Genomic DNA, 18,518 nt, shown 5'->3' with positions numbered 1-18,518 from the left:
AAGAGAGCACCCATGTCGAGTGTTGTAATTTATTGTCGCAGCGGGTTTGAAAACGACGCCGCTGCTGAAATTAACCACCACGCTGCTTTGCAGGGCGTTGGTGGTTATGTAAAAGCAAAGCCAAACACGGGCTTTGTGACTTTTGAATGCTTTGCACCAAATGATGCTCAGGAACTTATCAAAAAGGTAGATTTTAAAAGCCTGGTGTTTGCACGTCAGTGGTTTGCGGGTGTGTTGCTGAGCAATATGCCAATTGAAGACAGAGTCAGCGAGGTAAAAGCCGCGGTGAGTGACTTTCCTTTATGTGGTGATTTGCGTGTTGAAACACCGGATACCAATGAGGGTAAAGAGCTGTCGAAATTTTGTAAAAAGTTCTCGACGCCATTGGCAAAAAGCTTAGAGAAATTTAACAAGCTGACACGGGAGCACAAGCCGTCTAAGCCCGTCTTACACGTGTTGTTTTTAGCTAATGACACGGCTTATGTGGGGTATTCATTCAGTCACAACAACTCACCATTTTTTATGGGGATCCCGCGCCTAAAAATGCCCAGTGATGCACCGAGTCGTTCTACCTTAAAATTGGATGAAGCGTTTAATGTTTTCGTTCCTAAAGATGAGGTGGAGCAGCGCGTGCAGCCTGGTATGCGGGCCGTGGATTTAGGCGCATGCCCTGGCGGTTGGACTTATCAGCTAGTGCGCCGAGGCATGTTTGTTGCCGCCATCGACAATGGCCCAATGAACGAATCTCTGATGGAATCAGGGCAAGTGAAGCACTTCACCGAAGATGGCTTTAAATACTTGCCAGAGAAGCGCAATATTAATTGGTTAGTATGCGATATGGTTGAAAAGCCATTGAAGGTGACTAACTTAATGTTGGACTGGATAGTTAACGCTTTCGCTAAAGAATTGATATTTAACCTTAAGTTACCGATGAAAAAACGCTTCGATAGCGTTTATGAATGTCTGACTTTAATTCATGAAGAATTGCCTAAATATGAAGTGGACTATGAGTTACAGGCAAAGCATCTGTACCATGATAGGGAAGAGGTAACGGTTCATATCAAGGTGAATCGCGTACCACAGAAGCTGTACAGTTAAATACTTTACAAGACCCCATTATTACCTTATTGGGGTCTTGGTAATATTTACGGGAGAAATCTGGTGCTAAGCTGCGACGAACATGATTACATAGAGATTGTTTGTATGTATCAATATCCCATAAGGCTCACGTTAAAAACTGGCGAGGTAGTAACGGGCATCGCGCTCGACACTAAGCGCAATCAGGCGCGTCAAGAGTGCATACAACTAAACCAAGGTGAGAAAACCAGTTTGGTTGTGCTTGATGAGATCCAAAAACTGGTAGTTACCATTAACAATCCCCATGTTAGTGAAATAACTTTTTTGACCAGTTAGAAAAATAGAGTTTTTTATAACCATATGAATAATAAGCTTAAGAAATAATCTTTTCAGAAAATAAAAGTTTAATAAGATTCCCCTCCTTTGATTGCTTACTGTGTTTTTGGAATTTACACAGGAGTATTTATGAACCACTTTCCTTTAGCGTTAATCATTACCTCAAGTATTGGCATATCGAGTGCCAAAGCGATGGCCTCAGACGATGTGATTGAGCCAATATTGCAGCGTATTTCCACGAGTGAGAACTCCAAAGACAATGACTTTTATATGAGTAAGTATGAAGTCACCGTGGCGCAGTTTAGCCAGTTTGTTAAAGATACTGGCTATCAAGTGCCAAAAAACTGTATGGCTTTTACGGATAAGCGCTGGCCCGATCCTGACAACCCTGGATCCTGGGACTTGCCTGAGTACATTGCCAACCCATATCGACCAGTTGTCTGTACAGGCATTCGTGGCGCGCTGGATTACGCTAACTGGCTCGCAGAAAAAACGGGTAAATCGTATAAGTTGCCCACTATATCGCAATGGCGCTATGCTGCGATGGCAGGTAAAACAGGGCGTATGGCATTTGCTGATGACCTCAAACAACAGGAAGTTTGTAAGTATGAAAACACCGAAGATATCGCCAATATCGCAGGGTTTAAAAAGCATCATCAAGTGCGTTACAAGCGCAGCGCCAACTGTAATGATGGCGCTGTTTACCATACTGTTGTGGGAATGTATCGGCCCAATCAATTTGGCCTGTATGACATGATGGGCAATGTTAGAGAGTTTACCCGCAGTTGTCATGAATATAGTGATTCAAAGCAGCAAGTGTGTCAGCAATATATCGTGGCGGGTGAAGCGTGGCACTGGCAGCCAAGAGGAGTAAATGTACTGGATTGGATTGATAAAGACTTTCAAGGTAGCCTTGAAGGTATTCGCTTAGTACTGGAAACCGACGACCCAGGCCGTGTCTCTGAGGCAACTATGAGGTTTGCACGTCAACTAAAAGAAGCGCAGCTTGCGCAGCGGCAACACCACTTACAACTGCAAAAAATCCCCGCCACCCCAATCGCTATTAAGGTGCAATTAGGTGAAAATAAAAGCCTTAAAGTTAGTTGGTTAGAGGTAAAAGGAGAAGCTATTAAATACGCTGTATATCGCGCAATGAGTGACTCTGCAAATGGCCATGCGACAGGTTTTACTTTACTCTGCGATAACCTAAAGTCACCACAATACATTGATAGCTCAGTCCCTGACGGAGCGTATGTTCGTTACCAAGTATTTTCTTACAACGAGCAAGGTGAAGGGCTTGGCAGTCAAATTGTCAGTTATGGCATGGCTAAAATATTTAAAGAAGATGAGCGTATAGAGACAGAGCACTTTTTTGATGGTCAGTATTATTGGTTGGGTAAGCGCGATAGTGCAACCGTAGCTGGGTTTAGCGCTAACCCTGACCATTTTCCTACAGGCATTAAGCCACATAAGCCTGCGTGGGTTCAGTTGGGTTTTTCAGTCAAACAGAGCAAAACAGCAATGCTCTCTTTCAGAGCACAAGCAGAGCAAGACACGCGTTTTGAGTTGTGGCAAGGAAATCATTTAGTGGGTCGTTATGACATCCCTAAAAGTGATAAGTTTGCAACGTATACAGCCTCAGCCGTTCTTGTTGCTGGTAATGTACCGTTGGAAATTCGTCTGGACGAATCGTCTTGGTTTGAATTGGACTGGTTAGAGTTTAAATAGATAGCTGACAAGGAAAGCCTTAAGTCGATTATCTGCCTTAAGGCTTGCAAAAGCATATAGCTGAAAATGAACTAGCCGATGTGCTTTTGTGGGGTTAAAAATGCCGACTACATGGGTTCATTATGTTGGCGTTCTAACCATTTTTGTTCTCCATTTCGTAGCAAGAAGTCATGATAGAGCTGACGCTTATTGTCTTGTGTGTCTAGATATTGATAGAGTGCACGCGCGGCATTGATACTACCATTTTTATCAAGCCCGCGTTGAGATTGCTGATAACTCTGCTCTAACAGGGCAATAGCTTGCTGGGTTTGATTTTGTACAAGCAAGAGCTTGGCTTGAAGCAGGCTGTGGTTAACTGTTTCGGCGTTGTTGTGCGCTAACAAAGCGCTTGCTGCAGTTAGGTTATCCGCTTTAAGGTATTGGTTAAATAGTCGTTCAAAAGAATCATCGATTACCCAAAAGTTATGTTGAGTCCGTGGCAACTTAATGATCTTCTCAAGGTACTTGATGATGCTGTCATTGTCTTTACTAAACAAAACGTAGTGTAAATAGACAAAAGCCAAATTAGCAGGATGAAGTTGTTGTTCAGTAATGAGCTGCTGAGCCTCATTTAACTGTACATACTTGCGTTCATTCAAACCTAGTTTAGCGGATAGAATGGAATCTAATATGTGCAGTTGAAAACGCCCTATTGCATCAATGTTTTGTTTGGCAAGTTCTGCACCATACTGCAATTGAGCGCTGACTTGTTCAGGGTTGCGCATGGCATAAGCTAAGAATGCGCGGGTTTTAATGAGTTCGAACTTAAGGGGCCAAATTTGCGAGAGCTGGTGGGTATCAACGGTGTTTAGCGTTTCAAGCGCGGTTTCGTATTGGCCTCTGTGTTTATGAATGAGCGCCATTTGCAAAGCCGCTTTTAGTTTTATTGGCATGTTTTCACTTAAGTCGGGTAACCTCAGAATGCTAGTTAAATAGGCCAGTGCTATGTCTGTGTGTCCTAACGCGTCAAAATGCTTAGCCAAAAATAAGTCGACACTGGGTTGAGGGGTATTGGCGCTGAGCTCGCGCAATAAATTGATCCAATGAGCTGGTGTTTGGTTGGGATTGAATAACCCAAGTCGATGTAGCTCACTGATTTTGCGCTCTAACAAAAGGTTTAACTGTTTTGAATCACGGCTAAAAATATAGTCGTGCCAATGCTTTCCATCCCCTTGGAGACGAAATTCAAGGAGAACACCATCGGTCAGTGTGTAAATACGGCCCCCCAGTAACCACTGTGCTTCACCGTCAAAGCGTGATTGCCATATCAATCTCGGCATAGTCAAAAAATCAGCAGAAAAAGGCGGGGGGGATGTCAAAGGCGTCAACTCAAATGAGCCCTGTGAGCTTTTTAATTGTATGTTGTCAAAGCTATTAAATGGTAGTGTGTGGATGATCGTAGGTTTAGGGTTAAGAGTTGCTGTTAGCCAAAAACCAAGCACTAACATGATGAGTAAAAGAATGATAAAGACGCGATGCTTGTATTGCGTTTTTTGCTTTACTAGAACTGGCGTTGATTGAGCTTTTTCGGTTATTTCTTGTATTGGCACATTCCATTTGTAGCCCCTTCTGGAGTAGGTCTGAATCGCGCGTTCACCAATAATTGCCCGTAACTGACTAATCGTTTGAAATACTACCTGCTCTGAAACAACTCGCTCTCGCCATACCGTCTCTAAGATCTGCTCTTTGCTCAGTGTTGTTCCAGCATTTTCAATAAAGAAGCTCAATAGTGCTTGCTGCTTGGGTTTGAGGTAGATGGGCTTACCTTCGCAGGTTAATAATCCATTCTCGGTATCAAAGCGAAACTTGTTAAATTCTACCTGCATGTGTTTGTTCTTATTATCAGCGATAGACACATTATAAACATTTAGGTACTTAGGTAAATGTTGGTCAGTGACCGACTAGTACGGGTAGCTTTACTTAAGGGGCTTGTCATTATAAAAAAGCCCCTCGCAAGAGGGGCTAAACACGACTTAATGGTAACTGTTATTAAATGCTTGGAGTCATGCTCATGCAGCTAGCGTAGAAGCTGGTGGTAGCGGGCCAGTCGCTAAATACGCCGATGACACCAACTTGTTTGGCCAATACGTCGAGTAGTATCAATGCATCTGAGTCGTTGGTAACTGCATCGCTGATGGATTGATAATACCAACCGCCGCCGGCTGCAAGCGGGCCTGAACGCTCTAAAGTCCAAGTGATGATATCTAGACCCGCGGCTTTTGCTGCTTTGGCATACTCAGACGGGACGATATTACTGTCGTTATCGAGTGTTACCAGCATCCAAAGTGGTGGCGCGATGATTTGCACACCTTCGTTTTTGAGCTCCGCCATGGTGGGCTGCCAGGTATCAGGGTTATTTGGGTTAAAGCCAGCGATATCGTATCTATCGTCGAGATAGACCGCTTGCGCGCCAAATTGTGCTTCGTTATTTATCCAGTATTTAACGTCTTCTAGGTTGAATGATTGTGCAAAAACATCCTCTGGAGCCACATCCAGTGCTTTGTACTCATCAATCATTTTTTGTGCGTACATAGCTTGTGTCATTCCTTCATAAGGCATAGGAACGCTGGCTGATTTTAGCTCTGGTGTCATTTTAACGTTGAGTGATTTGAATAACTCGATACTTTCTTTGTGTGTTAGCAGTGTACCTTGGCTGGCATATAGGTCCGTGCGCCAGTTTGCGGTGCCTTGTAGGTATTGTGCAACGGTTTTCGCGTTTGGATTGGCACCATCCATTTTGCCTTTGAGCTGTTTAAACTCAGCAAGGATGATGTCAGACGTACAGCATTGCGCACTAGCAGGTGCCCCCGTGGATTCATCGGCCGGTGTAAATGGCTGCGAGCACTTAGCCGCAAGTTCAGGAATGGCTAAAATGTTAGTGGTGGTATGTAAGTCACATTGTGAGTGACGACATACTAGCTCTTTGTCTTTGGTGAAGGTGACGTCACACTCTAAGATGCCTGCGCCCATTTTTGCCGCTGCAACATAAGACTCTTGAGTGTGTTCAGGGTACTGCATTGGTGCGCCACGGTGACCGATTGAAAAGTCAGTTTTGTAAAAAGGTCCATCCTGACACGCCTGAAGTTTGGTTTTTAACTCGCCATCTTCCAGTTGGTTTACCAGAAATTGTGCACGCGTACCAAGCTGTACGTCATTTGCGGTCCCTTTGGGCACTTCAACGATCACCGGCACTTCTACCTTTTCAATAACGGTAACGGGCTTTTCTACGACCACTTCTTTGGTCACTTCTTTGATTTCTGTGTCGTCACAGCCGCTTAACGCAATGGCAGCACTGAGAGAAAGTAATAGCTTGAACTTCATTTGAGTACATCATCTTGTTTATAAATAGAGAACAAATGCTAAGTTATAAACATGACAATAGAATGATAACTCTATGACAAATATAGCAATAGAGTCATTTTAGAATCATAACTCTATTACTTAGGTTGAAGTGTAATATCAGCGGTAATTTTGGCGGTAATTTTCAACCCAAAGACGCGTTGCACCACAGACTGCAACCGGCATCACAATCAGGTTAACCACAGGGATAGAAGTGAGTATAAACACCGCAAAACCGAACCCATAAGACAAGCCTTGCTTGGTTTTTAGGTCTGCTTTCATTTGTTTAAAATGAATTTTATGATTATCGAATGGGTAATCGTTGTATTGTACGTTGTACATCCAACAGGTGAACATCACCCAGAGTATTTGTCCAACCAGTGGTAAAACCCAAAGTAAAATAAAAAAGCCAATTGCACGGGGCAGGTAGTAACACAACTTGGTCCACTCTCTACCGAGCATACGTGGTACATCTTTGAGTAAGTCAGCCAGTCCATCGTCATTAATTTTTTGCCCAGTTAAGTACATTTCTACTTTTTCGCTGAGCAAGCCATTGAATGGCGCAGCGATAAAATTGGTGATCACCGTAAAGACCATACTATAGCTAAACAAAATCACCATAATGGCAATGGGCCACATTAGCCATTCAAGCCAACTTAACCAGCTTGGTAAAAGATTATTTAGGTAGTCAAACCCTTGTGTTAGCCAATCGTATAAAAAGAATAATGAACTCCCGAACAGTAATACGTTGATCAACAAAGGAATAAAAACAAAACGCTTCAACCCTTTTTGCGTAATAAGAGAAAAGCCTGAGAGGAAGTACTCTATACCTTGAGTCAACTGCACAACATACCTCAAATAACATGGTTAAATTTCCCCATAGTATAAGCCCGCGCAGGTGGATGAATAAACGAAAATGCGTAACAAACTATTGCATAACCTAGCCATCTAAAAAAATATATTTCAACACATTGATTTTGAAGTGTTTATATTTGTTGCTTAGCATCTCGGTTAGGCTACAATTGCTCGCTTTTTGACTGATTCTTAAAGCGATAGCCTATTCTAGTGGAGAAAATAAGTGAGCGAATTGCTGGGTATTGTGTGCTTGATCCTGATCAGTGCGTTGTTTGCTATGTCTGAGATAGCGATTGCAGCCGCGCGCAAAATAAAGCTCAAGATTATGATGGACGAAGGACATCATGGTGCCGAACAAGTATTAAAGCTGCAGGCGCATCCTGGAGCGTTTTTTGCCATGGTTCAGATTGCCTTAAATGCCATTGCCATTTTGGGAGGAATTTTAGGAGAGCAGGCGCTTACAGAGTCTGTTAGCTATTATGTGAGCTTAGTGTATCAAGGCCCGTTGCTTGACAAGATTAGTTTTGCGGTATCGTTTTTAACGATCACCTCGCTGTTTATTCTCTTTGCTGACTTGTTACCTAAACGCATAGCCATGTTAATGCCCGAAGCGGTCGCAGTAAAAGTGGTGACGCTGATGAATGCCATTACCACGGCTTTTAAGCCTTTGGTGCTGTTTTTCAATGGTGTAACCAATTTAGTGTTGAAAATTTTTGGCTTTCCTACTGAGCGCAAAGATGAAGTCACTACGGAAGAAATTGTCGCTATTATGGATGCTGGCGCTAAAAGTGGTAGTTTGCAGGCGCAAGAGTATCAACTGATAGGTAATGTGTTAGAACTAGAATGCCGAACATTGCCTATGGCGATGACAACCCGAGAATCGATTGTATTTTTAGACTTAGAAGATGATAGCGATACCATTAACCAGAAAATTCTCAATAATCCGCATAACCAATTTTTGGTGTGTGACGGTCATCTCGATAAACTACTGGGGTTTGTTGATACCAAGCAGCTTTTAAAGCAACTGTTACGCGGTGAAGCTGTTCATTTGAATGAGCAGATCATTGAAAAAGATGTATTTTATCTACCTGAAACGCTTACTTTATCCGAAGCACTGAATGCCTTTAAATCGGCAAGTGAGCAGTTTGCGGTTGTGGTCAATGAATATGCTTTGATCGTCGGTATTGTGACCATCAAAGACTTAATGAGCAGCTTTATGGGAGATTTAGTGACTTTTCATGGTGAAGAACAAATCGTGCAACGCGACAGTGAGTCTTGGCTGGTGGATGGCGCAACGCCGATGGTTGACCTATGTCGTGTGCTGGGCTGGGAAGATGTACCAGAAGTAAATCAGTATGAAACGGTCGCAGGCTTTTTGATCTATCGCTTAAAGCGTTTACCTAAGCGTGCTGATCACATCATTTGCGATGGTTATAAATTTGAGGCAATTGATATTGAAGGTGTTCGGGTCGAGCAGCTTTTGGTCAGTCGGTACAAAGAAGGTGGTACGGAATTCACACTTTAGCCTTGCTTATTGTTTAGCGTGCCCATACACTGAAAATTAGGCGTTGCAATTTAGCGCCTAATCGTCGGGAGATAAAATGCGGTTTAGTAAGTGGTTTATCATATCTTGTTTGTGTGTGTTGTTCTTATCAGTGATCAATGCACCGTTGAGCTATGCCAAGATTGAAAATCACTATGAACAGCAACAATCTATCTATATCGACGCAGATCCCATAGACCATGATCCACAGGAACCAATAGTTGGTACATTGGATTATGAGTTTCATGTTGTAGGCGCTGGCCTCATAGCGTGTAAGGGTAGTGACTTCTACACTTACACAGCACAACACTTTAGTATTCGTGCCCCTCCTGTTTTGTAAGCCCACTTCACAATAATTAATACAAACTTTTTGTCGTTAGCTTATATTTAAAAACAGGTGTTGTTATGTCTACATACCAAACAATTGGCAGCCAAACCATTGGTGCCGAGACCCATTTTGAGACCACTTTGGACAGTGCTGTTACCGTTTCAATGGATAGCCCTGCCACGACTGTGATGCATGGCTTTCATCAAGTTCCGCCGCAACGCATAGACAGTAGTACTAGCGTGGCAGATGCTTTGTTGATCATGCAACAAACACATATGCGTATTAGTTTCGTGGTCGATCAGCAAAACAATATGCTTGGTATTATCTCCAAAGCGAGATTATCCAGCAGTTATGTTCCGAGAATTTCTGCGAAAAAAGGCATTAGTCGTGCTGAGCTGAGCGTTGCTGATGTCATGATCCCTTTGGCTTCACTCAACAGTGTCAATGAGTTAACACTACGTACAGCTAAAGTAGGTGACATTGTCAAAAGTATGGAAGCGTCAGGTCATGAACATCTACTGGTAATGAGTCAAGCGCCTGCTCGCATATGCGGTTATTTTGATCTCATTGATATGAGCCGTATGACGGGCAAAGCAATGAATCAACACAAGCGGGCCAGCTCGTTCAGTGAAATAGTTGATAGCCTTTGGCACCATGCAGAAATTTAATCAGATTCCAATTTACTTGCTGTCAATCTTTCTGATTTTCAGCAGATAAATTAGATGCTCCTATGAAATAAAGTTAATGAAAATCAAGGCACCGCGAGGTGCCTTTTTCATGCCAAAATTAATTTGAGCACGAGTTAAATTATTACTCTTTAAGAGTGAAATATTTTGTTAGACACAGGGGCACGATTTATTTCTAATGCGCAAAAATAAACACTGAACACTTTAGACTTTTAAGGAACTTTAATGGCCAAAAACATCTCTTCTGAACACGCGCGTGATTGCTATAACGTGCGTCATTGGAGCCAAGGTTTTTATGGTATCAATGATCAGGGAGAGGTTACTGCAATGCCAAAGCTGACACAGCCAGAACATGCAGTAACTTTGCTCAGCATTGCTGAGCAAATCAAATCACAAGGGTACACGTTGCCTGCATTGGTACGTTTTCCTCAAATATTGAGTCAACGCGTACACAGCATTTGTGATGCATTTAATCAGGCTATCTCAGACTATCAATATCCAGAAGATTATTTGTTGGTATATCCAATCAAGGTAAACCAACAACGTGAAGTGGTTGAAGGTTTGATAGCCAGTCAAGCGGGCAGCAATAAAAAGCAGCTTGGGTTAGAGGCGGGCAGTAAGGCTGAACTACTTACAGTATTGGCGATGAGCGAACAGACTTCGGCTGTGATCGTATGCAACGGTTACAAAGACAAAGAGTATGTACGTTTAGCTTTGCTGGGTGAAAAGCTCGGCCATCAGGTTTACATCGTATTAGAAAAGCGTTCAGAGCTTGATATTGTTATGGAACAAGCTAAGGCATTGAATGTGACTCCTCGCTTGGGTTTGCGAGTCAGGCTTGCATCTCAAGGCAAGGGCAAGTGGCAAGCAAGCGGTGGTGAAAAGTCTAAGTTTGGTCTGTCAGCGTCACAAGTTTTGGCGGTGATAGATCAGCTAGCGCAGGCCAAGTTGTTAAGTGCACTACAGTTAGTGCATTTTCATCTTGGCTCGCAAATGGCCAATATACGTGATGTAAGGTTGGGCGTGAGTGAAGCTGCGCGTTTTTATTGTGAGTTGCGCCGTTTAGGGGCTAACTTGCAGTGTTTAGATGTAGGTGGTGGACTGGCAGTTGATTATGATGGCACGCGCAGTCAGTCACATAACTCGATGAATTATAGCTTGGCGGAATATGCAAACAATATCGTGTACACCATAGGTGATACGTGTAAGCAATATCAGCAACCCATGCCGAGGATCATTTCTGAGTCGGGACGAGCTTTGACAGCACATCATGCGGTGCTAATCACAGATGTGATCGGTACCGAAAGCTATCAACCTGAAATTGTAGTTGCGCCAGAGCATGATGCACCACGTTTATTGCACAACATGTGGAGTTCATGGCAGGCGCTCAACGGTCAGCGAGATGATCGCGCCTTGATTGAGATTTATCACGACACTCAAGGCGACCTTGCCGAAGTGCATAGCCAATTTGCAATGGGATTACTAAACCTAGAGCAACGGGCATGGGCTGAACAAATTAACTTAAGAGTGTGCTATGAACTTAATCAACGCATGGACAATAAGAATCGTTTCCATCGCCCAATCATTGACGAGTTGAGTGCGAAACTGGCGGATAAGTTCTTTGTTAACTTTTCATTGTTTCAGTCTCTGCCGGATGCGTGGGGAATTGAGCAGGTGTTTCCTGTGTTGCCATTGAGTGGTTTAACGGCGGAGCCGAAAAAGCGTGCGGTGCTACTGGATATTACCTGTGACTCGGACGGTACGGTTGAGCACTATGTAGATGGTCAGGGTATTGAAAGCACTTTGCCGGTGCCTGAATATCATGCTGATCAACCTTATTTACTTGGTTTTTTCCTCGTTGGTGCCTATCAGGAGATTTTAGGTGATATGCATAACTTGTTTGGCGATACTCACAGTGTGATAGCAACATTAGATAATGATGGGGTGCTGCATTTGAGTGATGTTGATGTCGGTGACTCGGTAGCGGATATGATGCGCTATGTACACTTAGATGTTGAACAGTTTAAAGCGAACTATGCAAAACTGGTGAGAAGCAAATTGCCAAAAGCTGAGCAGGCAATGTGTCTTGCAGAGCTTGAGCAAGGGTTAGATGGTTACACTTATTTGGAAGATGTTTAAGATATGAGCCAGTTGTTCGATCATACAGATCACTCGCTGTATTCAAATGGTATGACATTCTTGCGCCAGCCAATGGTGCGAGATATGACCCAGATTGACACCGATGTGGTGGTATTAGGATTACCATTTGATTTGGCGACCTCTGGCCGACCAGGCGCACGGTTAGGGCCTGATGCAATTAGAAGAGCATCGGTCCATTTGGCTTGGGAGTCGAAGAAGTACCCATGGACATTTTCATTGTGGGATAAGCTTAGTGTCTCTGATGCAGGTGATTTTACATATCCAATTGGTGACCCTGAATATTTTACTGCGCAGCTGGAGTTGGCGGCGCAGCAAATAATTTCTCAAGGTAAGACTTTGCTAGGGTTGGGGGGCGACCATTTTGTGACCCTGCCGCTTTTGCGTGCACACCATAAAATCTATGGTCAAATGGCACTGGTTCATTTTGATGCGCATACAGATACTTATAGCCAAGGATCTCGATATGATCATGGCACTATGTTTTATCACGCGCCGATGGAAGGCTTAATCAGTCAAGAGCATTCCATTCAGATTGGTATTAGAACTGAATATAACCAGAGTAATCATGGTTTTGATGTTATTGATGCCATGCAAGCAAATGATTTGAGCGCGCAGCAAATTGCTGAGCAGATAAAATCAAGAGTGGGTGATTTACCGGTCTATCTGACTTTTGATATCGATTGTTTAGATCCAGCCTTTGCACCAGGTACAGGGACTCCGGTGTGTGGCGGTTTAACCACGGATAAAGTGTTGAAAATTTTACGTGCCTTGCAAGGTGTAAACATGATTGGTATGGATGTGGTTGAAGTATCTCCTGCATACGATCAAAGCGAACTCACAGCAATCGCGGCGGCGACTATCGCTCACGAGTTATTACACCTTTGGGCTGTAAAGCATAGGCCTTAAAGTAAGCCTGATAGCAAAATGCCGAGCACAGCTCGGCATTTTTTTAATGATCTAAAAAGGGGAGGTGGTAGCGCCTTGCATACCAAATAAATAATGGTACTTCGAGTAGTAAAAACGTCACCAGTGTGAACCAAAACCAATTAACATCCATCACGATAAAACTAAATCGCATGTCGGTGTTATAAAATACCGAACCTACGACGCTAAGAGAAACGCAAGCCGCAATACTGTCCTGAATCGATATTTTCTTCAACGTATTTGCGCGATATGGATAGACTAACCCATATGCGATTGTGAGCACGATCATATTTAATACGACCACATTAAACTCAATTCCCATAACTGCTTTGGCCTACTTCTAATTAGTGCTACCCGCCAAGTTTATTGACACTCACGTTTAAATATTCAGCATATATTTGTCATGCCATTTAGAGTGCTCGGTAGCAGAGATTTTGTACTATACATCAAATCGGCCTCAATATAGTTTTCTTTAGTACAAAATGATTATTTATTTACACAGAAGGGTGTCTATCAGTTCAGGTAAGCTACCTTGATAGTGAAGTTGTTAAAATTTCAAGGTGAATTTTAATTTATCGAAATCTCGTAAAATCATGAAAATAGGAATTATATTTAACTTAAATTTAATATTTTAGTTTTGTTATAAAACATAATATTTACATATAAGCGGATTTTGTGTAGCTTGAAGATTCATGGGAACAAGACAGGCACAAATGAGGCTTGTCACTAGGTATAGCAGGATTGAACATGGTCAAAGTGAATTGTAAAGCGACGATAGTCACCCGAACCTTACAAGGGACACAGGAGCAAAGTCTAGAGTGTATCCAAAGTTTACTTAAGCTGTTGCAAATGCCTTGCAACATTGTACGCTGCGAGAAGTCATTTGTCGCATTGCCTGATGAGCAACTGGTATTTGTTGACCTTACTGGGTTCACGTGTGATGAGGTCTTTTCGTTTGATATGGCGGTGCTCGCTAAGCGAAAGTCATTGGTTCTATTCAATGCCACCGAAGGTCAGGTTGACGAACGTCGCGCTTTGCTTTCAGGTGTGAAGGGGGTGATATATGCTAAGGACGAACCAGATATTAAACTCAAAGGCATCAAAGCGATTAAAGATGGAGAGCTATGGTTTAGACGTAGCATTATCAGTAGCACTTTCTCAGAGCTATTGGTCGATCATGCGATTTTCAACACACCAGCACCTACGATTAAACAAGACGACAGTTCTTTCAATTTAACAAAAAGAGAAAAAACCATCGTTAAGTTGATAGCTGAAGGCGCACAAAATAAAGAAATTGCCAATAAACTACATATCAGCGATCACACGGTGAAAACACACCTCTACAGCGCATTTCGTAAGACCAAATCGCGAAACCGCATAGAGTTACTGAACTGGGCTAGACAGTTTTTCCCGGATGCGTTGACTCGCTCTTATTCTGAGTAGTGCTTTTGGCCGACCAGAGGCCTTTTTCTATGCCGCTATTGATAAGGTCCACGAGTGCCTTTTCAATGGCTTGTTTGACGCAGATATGCATAGGCTCGTTATTCGAATAACCACCTTCGGCTTCAGCTAGACGTTTGTAGCTTACATATCTGAAAAAGCCCGCGCGCATTTCTACGCTCAGTACTTTTTTGGTCGTGGCGACGGAAGTGAGCACCACGCCGGTACGAACGTCAACAGCACGCATATAGATTGAAATCACATCTTCGCGATACAGTTCGGATACGCCAATGCCAAAATACTCTGCACCTAAGCCGCCTGTTTTTGTGTTTGAGTCGTAACTTATAATTCCCCCTTCAAGAATAATCTTAGCTGTGGTGAGAGGAGGAAGTTGGCTGCTATTGTTATCACTCTCTTGCGCAGCCCGAATAATTTTTCGCTCCGTGAGAATATTTTGTAAACCCTCACGCTCAACGGGAACAAACCAATCGGTTTCGCTCAAGGCTTGCACCAGAATCGCTGACGCACCTTGAGTAACCGCGGTTGAGAACGAGCTGACATTGGCAATCGGTTTGTACTGTCCTGTTTGGTCGCGAAACGAGTAGACCGAAACGGGAATACTTCCCATGGGTTTCGGTAATGCTTTGAGCTGTGAAAAGGTTGTCGTTTGCTCTAGAGTTTGCGCTTGTGTTGTCTCTGGAGGCAGGGTTTTACTGATATGGCTACATCCAGCCAGAAGTAGGTAAATTAGACCAGCGAGGGTGAGCTTACGTGTATTCATTAGCCAAACCTCGGTATTTCTATCGTTGTAACCTCGCCAGAAATAAGGTGTGTGATCTGAATAGTAATACTGTCAGCATTACTAGTAAGCAATTGAATTTGATAATCACCACTGGTAAACACCGAGTCTTGTCCAAACACATTTTCGTCTGAGCTTTCACCAAACGCCAGATCGGTGACTTCTCTTACGATTCTGTTGATGTAGGCTCTCTCAAGAGACTCCTGCATTTTTTCTGCATAGCTTTTTGGTTCAATATGGGCTTTGTGTTTATTTTGTGCCTGCGCCTTGTTCATCAACATATTCGCATTGAGGGGATTGCCGCCAAAGCTTGGGTTGATAGGTGTGTAAACTAGTTCACTGGCATAGCTGTATTGGCAACAAGCCAATATTAATAGTAAGTATTTTTTCATAGTTAAAGACCACTGCTTGATAAGTCATCACTAAACTTGCTGAAGTTATTGCTGGCAAGTACTTTGATAAGAATAAGTGCTGCTTGTTCTACTTGTTCGTCTATAGGAGATAGGCGTCTCCCTAAATACGTGGTGTACACTACCTGATGATTGAGTTCTACGGTTAAAACGGTGCCTGCTTTTGGTAACAATGTTTCTTTAATAGTGACGGTCGCACCTGTTGTCGCTGGGATGTCTCGCCACAATATACTAAGTTGTCGATAAAATTCATGCCCCGAACGGCTGATGCTTTGGTCCAACAAGAAGCCGCTAATATCCACGGCTTTAGCGCCAAAACTGATGCTGATGGAAATAATGATTCCTAGAGTTCTTATGATCTTGTGCATAAATCTAACTGCTCGTATAAAAAGTTACACCGCCGCCATACTGCCTGATTACACAATGAGTGGAATAAAGAGGAGGGCGCATTAAACGCCGCTCCTCATTGGATGGAGAATCATTGCTGTACAATCGTGGTCGTGTTGTAGTCACCAATTTGGGTGACAGACACATCTCCATTGAGCTGCGACATACCACCTTCTACGAGGTTGCCCGTGCCTGTTTGAGTGATATTCAAGCTCAAATCATTACCGGCAACCACAAATGCACCTTGGTCAACGCCTACTATCATATTCATATCCCCTGTTTGGGCAATGTCGATGCTGTTATTTGAGCCTTCAAGCATAAGGTCGATGGCATTGAGGTTACCTTCTTGAACAAGGTCAAGCGTGTTGTTTTGACTACTTGTTTCGCTACTAAGCGTTACGCTAGTATCGTTCTCGTTACCGATTTGATTAAGCGTGATGTCGTTTGCTGAGGTAGTTAAACTCGTATCTGGGTGAGATGTTTGTATCATTGCATGGTTATCATCACCTACTTGATTGGTCACAAACACGTTGTCAGAGCCATTGAAGTTAGCTAAGTGGTTTACGTTACCATCACCAAGTTGCGTATTGGTAAACTGGTTATCATCACCAACGACACCCATGTAAGCGGTATTCAAACTACCCATCTGTAATGAGGTAAAGGTATTGTCATTACCAACCATGTCCACTTCAAGCGTATTCTCATTCCCTGTTTGTTGGCCATTTAGGTTGTTGTCATTTCCTACGATAAGACCACTACTAAAGCTATTATCATCGCCACGCTGTTGTACGATTAAGTTGTTGTCTTCACCTTCAACAATTGCAAAAGCGATAGTGTTATTGTTACCGTATTGTTCGCTCGCTAAACGGTTGTCGTCGCCATTGAGTAGGTCTACGAGGAGGTTGTTTTGGTCACCGTCTTGCTTGATTTTTATTTTGTTGTCATTACCTGTTAGCTCATTGATATCGGCGATGTTCCAAAAGCCATTTTGCTCAACTTCAAATTCATTGTTATCGCCGACAGCCTCTAGAACTCTAACTTCGTTCCACTCGCCGTCTTGCTCGATAGAAATCTCATTGTTATGACCTTGCAAGTCATTGATATAGGTCCAGTGTCCACCAGAACCTTGACGTACATTAATGGTATTTGCATCACCTTGTGCATTGACCTTAACTTCGTTACCGATGTCACCTAATCCTGCATTGCCGCTTTGCGACAGGGACAGCATGTTGGCATCTCCAGTCACAGCTAACTGAGTTTTCGCATCATTTCCAGATTGATAATTACTAATCTGGTTATCTAAACCGTCTACTGTCGCGATCTGTAAATTATTATTACCTGTTTGTTCACTGCTAAGTTTGTTGGCATCGCCTGTGACTGATAGCTGTGCGCCGTTAGTTTCGCCGCCTTGGGTTAGGTTGATTTCGTTACCCACGCCGGAGCCGCCCGTTGAGTTTTGAGTTATCTCAGCGCGGTTGTGCTGCGCACCAGCCATAAAGTCTGATTGAATAGCGCCTTGCGTGTTCTTGCTGGTTTGCTCAGCTGCAAGCGCAGCATTGCCACAACCTAATGCCATTGCGATGGCACAGGTAAGGAGAGACTTTTTAAGCATGATAGTTTCCTTCGTTAATCATTTTTATTTTGTAACGCTAATGTTGAGCACCATGTCACTACCAAGCTGATGGATCAGCAAAGATTGCTCGCCAAGTTGCGTTAAATTGACGATATTGGCGTCACCTTGTTGCACTATGGAGGTAAAGTTATTATCGCCATACTGAATTAAGTTAACGCTATTGTTAGCGCCTGCTTGTGTTATGTCGGCCAAGTTGTTTGAACCCAGTTGCACAAGGGACACCAAGTTTATGTCGTCGCCTATTTGATTTATCGTTGCTTTATTTAATGTTCCATTTTGCTTAACCGTTGCGTGTAGCTGTGCATGCATCTGCAACGATGGGCTTATACTCAAAGATAAGGGGGACTCTATAAGATCTGGAGTGCTTGCAAAGTTGAACGGGCTATAAAGAAAACACGCAGTCAGCATGGAAAAGACACCACGTTGAAGGTGTGCTTTTGCTTGGTAACAGGTCCTTTCTTTTGTTAGCATTTTGTTTCACTTTTGCTTCATTCTCAAACCTTGTACCTCACATTAGACAAGTGTCCCCAAATAAGAAATACGAAATTTTAATGAAATATTAATTGGTTTAAATCAACGCCTTATTTGTTTTCTTGTTTTTTAAGGATTGAAAGCAGTAAAAAAGGTTGAGTTATTATTCGCAAAATTCATGGTGTAATAATACATTATTGTTAATTTTATGTTTTGTTTTGTGTTTTTAACCTGTTTTTGTGATTTTACGGGTAAGTACTTGCGGAACAGTAATTTTTGGTGTTTTCTGATTAGGTTGCTTAATTTATGTTTTAAGTACTTTGTAATTGTGCATACGAAGTATTTCATACGATGTACTCATAT

The 18,518-nt window shown here is 42.8% G+C and carries 18 protein-coding genes; 9 read left to right on the top strand and 9 right to left on the bottom strand.

The window, feature by feature from the left end; genetic code table 11:
* Window positions 1-12: 12 nt before the first annotated feature.
* The 3 genes from rlmM (at window position 13) to L1070_RS16135 (ending at window position 3,141) form a co-directional block, all read left to right on the top strand.
* Window positions 13-1,098 (top strand): 23S rRNA (cytidine(2498)-2'-O)-methyltransferase RlmM, encoded by a 1,086-nt coding sequence (gene rlmM, locus L1070_RS16145; RefSeq protein WP_070987290.1) that lies wholly within the window; start codon window positions 13-15, stop codon window positions 1,096-1,098.
* Window positions 1,099-1,161: 63 nt separating this feature from the next.
* Window positions 1,162-1,413, top strand: coding sequence for a Rho-binding antiterminator (locus L1070_RS16140; protein WP_343221764.1), 252 nt, complete (start codon window positions 1,162-1,164; stop codon window positions 1,411-1,413).
* Between the two features lie 129 nt (window positions 1,414-1,542).
* The gene (locus tag L1070_RS16135) at window positions 1,543-3,141 is read left to right on the top strand and encodes an SUMF1/EgtB/PvdO family nonheme iron enzyme (RefSeq protein ID WP_237126322.1); all 1,599 of its coding nucleotides are present in this window, start codon (window positions 1,543-1,545) and stop codon (window positions 3,139-3,141) included.
* Between the two features lie 107 nt (window positions 3,142-3,248).
* Here the strand turns inward: L1070_RS16135 and L1070_RS16130 are convergent, their stop codons facing one another.
* From L1070_RS16130 to cysZ, 3 genes are all read right to left on the bottom strand, one after another.
* Entirely contained in the window at window positions 3,249-5,006 is a 1,758-nt protein-coding gene (locus L1070_RS16130; RefSeq protein WP_237126321.1) for a winged helix-turn-helix domain-containing protein, read from the bottom strand.
* Window positions 5,007-5,169: 163 nt separating this feature from the next.
* Window positions 5,170-6,501 carry a glycerophosphodiester phosphodiesterase family protein gene (locus L1070_RS16125; protein ID WP_237126320.1) on the bottom strand — a complete coding sequence of 444 codons (1,332 nt, stop codon included), beginning with the start codon at window positions 6,499-6,501 and terminating at the stop codon, window positions 5,170-5,172.
* Window positions 6,502-6,639: 138 nt separating this feature from the next.
* Window positions 6,640-7,365 carry a sulfate transporter CysZ gene (cysZ, locus tag L1070_RS16120; RefSeq protein ID WP_070987278.1) on the bottom strand — a complete coding sequence of 242 codons (726 nt, stop codon included), beginning with the start codon at window positions 7,363-7,365 and terminating at the stop codon, window positions 6,640-6,642.
* A 232-nt stretch (window positions 7,366-7,597) separates the two neighbouring features.
* On the opposite strand from cysZ, the gene L1070_RS16115 reads away from it, so the two are divergent.
* The 5 genes from L1070_RS16115 (at window position 7,598) to speB (ending at window position 12,997) form a co-directional block, all read left to right on the top strand.
* Entirely contained in the window at window positions 7,598-8,899 is a 1,302-nt protein-coding gene (locus L1070_RS16115) for a CNNM domain-containing protein (protein ID WP_237126319.1), read from the top strand.
* 76 nt (window positions 8,900-8,975) lie between these two features.
* On the top strand, window positions 8,976-9,257 hold the full coding sequence (locus tag L1070_RS16110; protein ID WP_070987274.1) for a hypothetical protein: 282 nt from the start codon (window positions 8,976-8,978) through the stop codon (window positions 9,255-9,257).
* 65 nt (window positions 9,258-9,322) lie between these two features.
* Complete coding sequence (locus tag L1070_RS16105; protein ID WP_070987272.1) at window positions 9,323-9,913, top strand: CBS domain-containing protein; 591 nt, start codon at window positions 9,323-9,325, stop codon at window positions 9,911-9,913.
* Window positions 9,914-10,156: 243 nt separating this feature from the next.
* Window positions 10,157-12,070, top strand: a complete 1,914-nt coding sequence (speA, locus tag L1070_RS16100; protein WP_070987269.1) for a biosynthetic arginine decarboxylase — start codon at window positions 10,157-10,159, stop codon at window positions 12,068-12,070.
* 3 nt (window positions 12,071-12,073) lie between these two features.
* Window positions 12,074-12,997: an agmatinase gene (speB, locus tag L1070_RS16095; RefSeq protein WP_070987267.1), complete on the top strand. Its 924-nt coding sequence runs from the start codon at window positions 12,074-12,076 to the stop codon at window positions 12,995-12,997.
* Window positions 12,998-13,040: 43 nt separating this feature from the next.
* On the opposite strand, the gene L1070_RS16090 is transcribed toward speB, so the two are convergent.
* Complete coding sequence (locus tag L1070_RS16090; RefSeq protein WP_070987265.1) at window positions 13,041-13,337, bottom strand: hypothetical protein; 297 nt, start codon at window positions 13,335-13,337, stop codon at window positions 13,041-13,043.
* Between the two features lie 425 nt (window positions 13,338-13,762).
* Between L1070_RS16090 and L1070_RS16085 the strand changes: the two genes are divergently transcribed.
* Window positions 13,763-14,458: a response regulator transcription factor gene (locus L1070_RS16085; protein WP_070987263.1), complete on the top strand. Its 696-nt coding sequence runs from the start codon at window positions 13,763-13,765 to the stop codon at window positions 14,456-14,458.
* On the opposite strand, the gene L1070_RS16080 is transcribed toward L1070_RS16085, so the two are convergent.
* The 5 genes from L1070_RS16080 to L1070_RS16060 all read right to left on the bottom strand — a co-directional run bounded on the left by L1070_RS16080 (window position 14,412) and on the right by L1070_RS16060 (window position 18,155).
* Window positions 14,412-15,236, bottom strand: a complete 825-nt coding sequence (locus L1070_RS16080) for a CsgG/HfaB family protein (RefSeq protein WP_070987261.1) — start codon at window positions 15,234-15,236, stop codon at window positions 14,412-14,414. The genes L1070_RS16085 and L1070_RS16080 overlap by 47 nt on opposite strands.
* On the bottom strand, window positions 15,236-15,646 hold the full coding sequence (locus tag L1070_RS16075) for a curli assembly protein CsgF (protein ID WP_070987259.1): 411 nt from the start codon (window positions 15,644-15,646) through the stop codon (window positions 15,236-15,238). The genes L1070_RS16080 and L1070_RS16075 overlap by 1 nt, the downstream gene beginning before the upstream one ends.
* 2 nt (window positions 15,647-15,648) lie before the next feature.
* Window positions 15,649-16,032 (bottom strand): CsgE family curli-type amyloid fiber assembly protein, encoded by a 384-nt coding sequence (locus L1070_RS16070; protein WP_070987256.1) that lies wholly within the window; start codon window positions 16,030-16,032, stop codon window positions 15,649-15,651.
* A gap of 110 nt (window positions 16,033-16,142) precedes the next feature.
* The gene (locus L1070_RS16065) at window positions 16,143-17,663 is read right to left on the bottom strand and encodes a curlin (RefSeq protein ID WP_237126318.1); all 1,521 of its coding nucleotides are present in this window, start codon (window positions 17,661-17,663) and stop codon (window positions 16,143-16,145) included.
* A gap of 24 nt (window positions 17,664-17,687) precedes the next feature.
* Entirely contained in the window at window positions 17,688-18,155 is a 468-nt protein-coding gene (locus L1070_RS16060; protein WP_070987252.1) for a hypothetical protein, read from the bottom strand.
* Between the last annotated feature and the right edge of the window lie 363 nt (window positions 18,156-18,518).

Source organism: Pseudoalteromonas sp. MMG022 (genome assembly GCF_021654245.1).
Classification (GTDB): domain Bacteria; phylum Pseudomonadota; class Gammaproteobacteria; order Enterobacterales; family Alteromonadaceae; genus Pseudoalteromonas; species Pseudoalteromonas amylolytica.
The sequence above is the reverse complement of the archived record's forward strand: the minus strand, read 5'-3'. Positions and strand labels throughout refer to the sequence as shown.

Bases quoted from the DNA above. Each gene is read 5' to 3' on its own strand.
- L1070_RS16090 (WP_070987265.1), bottom strand. From the start codon at position 13,337: ATGGGAATTGAGTTTAATGTGGTCGTATTAAATATGATCGTGCTCACA.
- L1070_RS16135 (WP_237126322.1), top strand. From the start codon at position 1,543: ATGAACCACTTTCCTTTAGCGTTAATCATTACCTCAAGTATTGGCATA.
- speB (WP_070987267.1), top strand. From the start codon at position 12,074: ATGAGCCAGTTGTTCGATCATACAGATCACTCGCTGTATTCAAATGGT.
- speA (WP_070987269.1), top strand. From the start codon at position 10,157: ATGGCCAAAAACATCTCTTCTGAACACGCGCGTGATTGCTATAACGTG.
- L1070_RS16110 (WP_070987274.1), top strand. From the start codon at position 8,976: ATGCGGTTTAGTAAGTGGTTTATCATATCTTGTTTGTGTGTGTTGTTC.
- L1070_RS16085 (WP_070987263.1), top strand. From the start codon at position 13,763: ATGGTCAAAGTGAATTGTAAAGCGACGATAGTCACCCGAACCTTACAA.
- L1070_RS16125 (WP_237126320.1), bottom strand. From the start codon at position 6,501: ATGAAGTTCAAGCTATTACTTTCTCTCAGTGCTGCCATTGCGTTAAGC.
- L1070_RS16105 (WP_070987272.1), top strand. From the start codon at position 9,323: ATGTCTACATACCAAACAATTGGCAGCCAAACCATTGGTGCCGAGACC.
- L1070_RS16130 (WP_237126321.1), bottom strand. From the start codon at position 5,006: ATGCAGGTAGAATTTAACAAGTTTCGCTTTGATACCGAGAATGGATTA.
- L1070_RS16060 (WP_070987252.1), bottom strand. From the start codon at position 18,155: ATGCTAACAAAAGAAAGGACCTGTTACCAAGCAAAAGCACACCTTCAA.
- rlmM (WP_070987290.1), top strand. From the start codon at position 13: ATGTCGAGTGTTGTAATTTATTGTCGCAGCGGGTTTGAAAACGACGCC.
- L1070_RS16075 (WP_070987259.1), bottom strand. From the start codon at position 15,646: ATGAAAAAATACTTACTATTAATATTGGCTTGTTGCCAATACAGCTAT.
- L1070_RS16070 (WP_070987256.1), bottom strand. From the start codon at position 16,032: ATGCACAAGATCATAAGAACTCTAGGAATCATTATTTCCATCAGCATC.
- L1070_RS16080 (WP_070987261.1), bottom strand. From the start codon at position 15,236: ATGAATACACGTAAGCTCACCCTCGCTGGTCTAATTTACCTACTTCTG.
- L1070_RS16065 (WP_237126318.1), bottom strand. From the start codon at position 17,663: ATGCTTAAAAAGTCTCTCCTTACCTGTGCCATCGCAATGGCATTAGGT.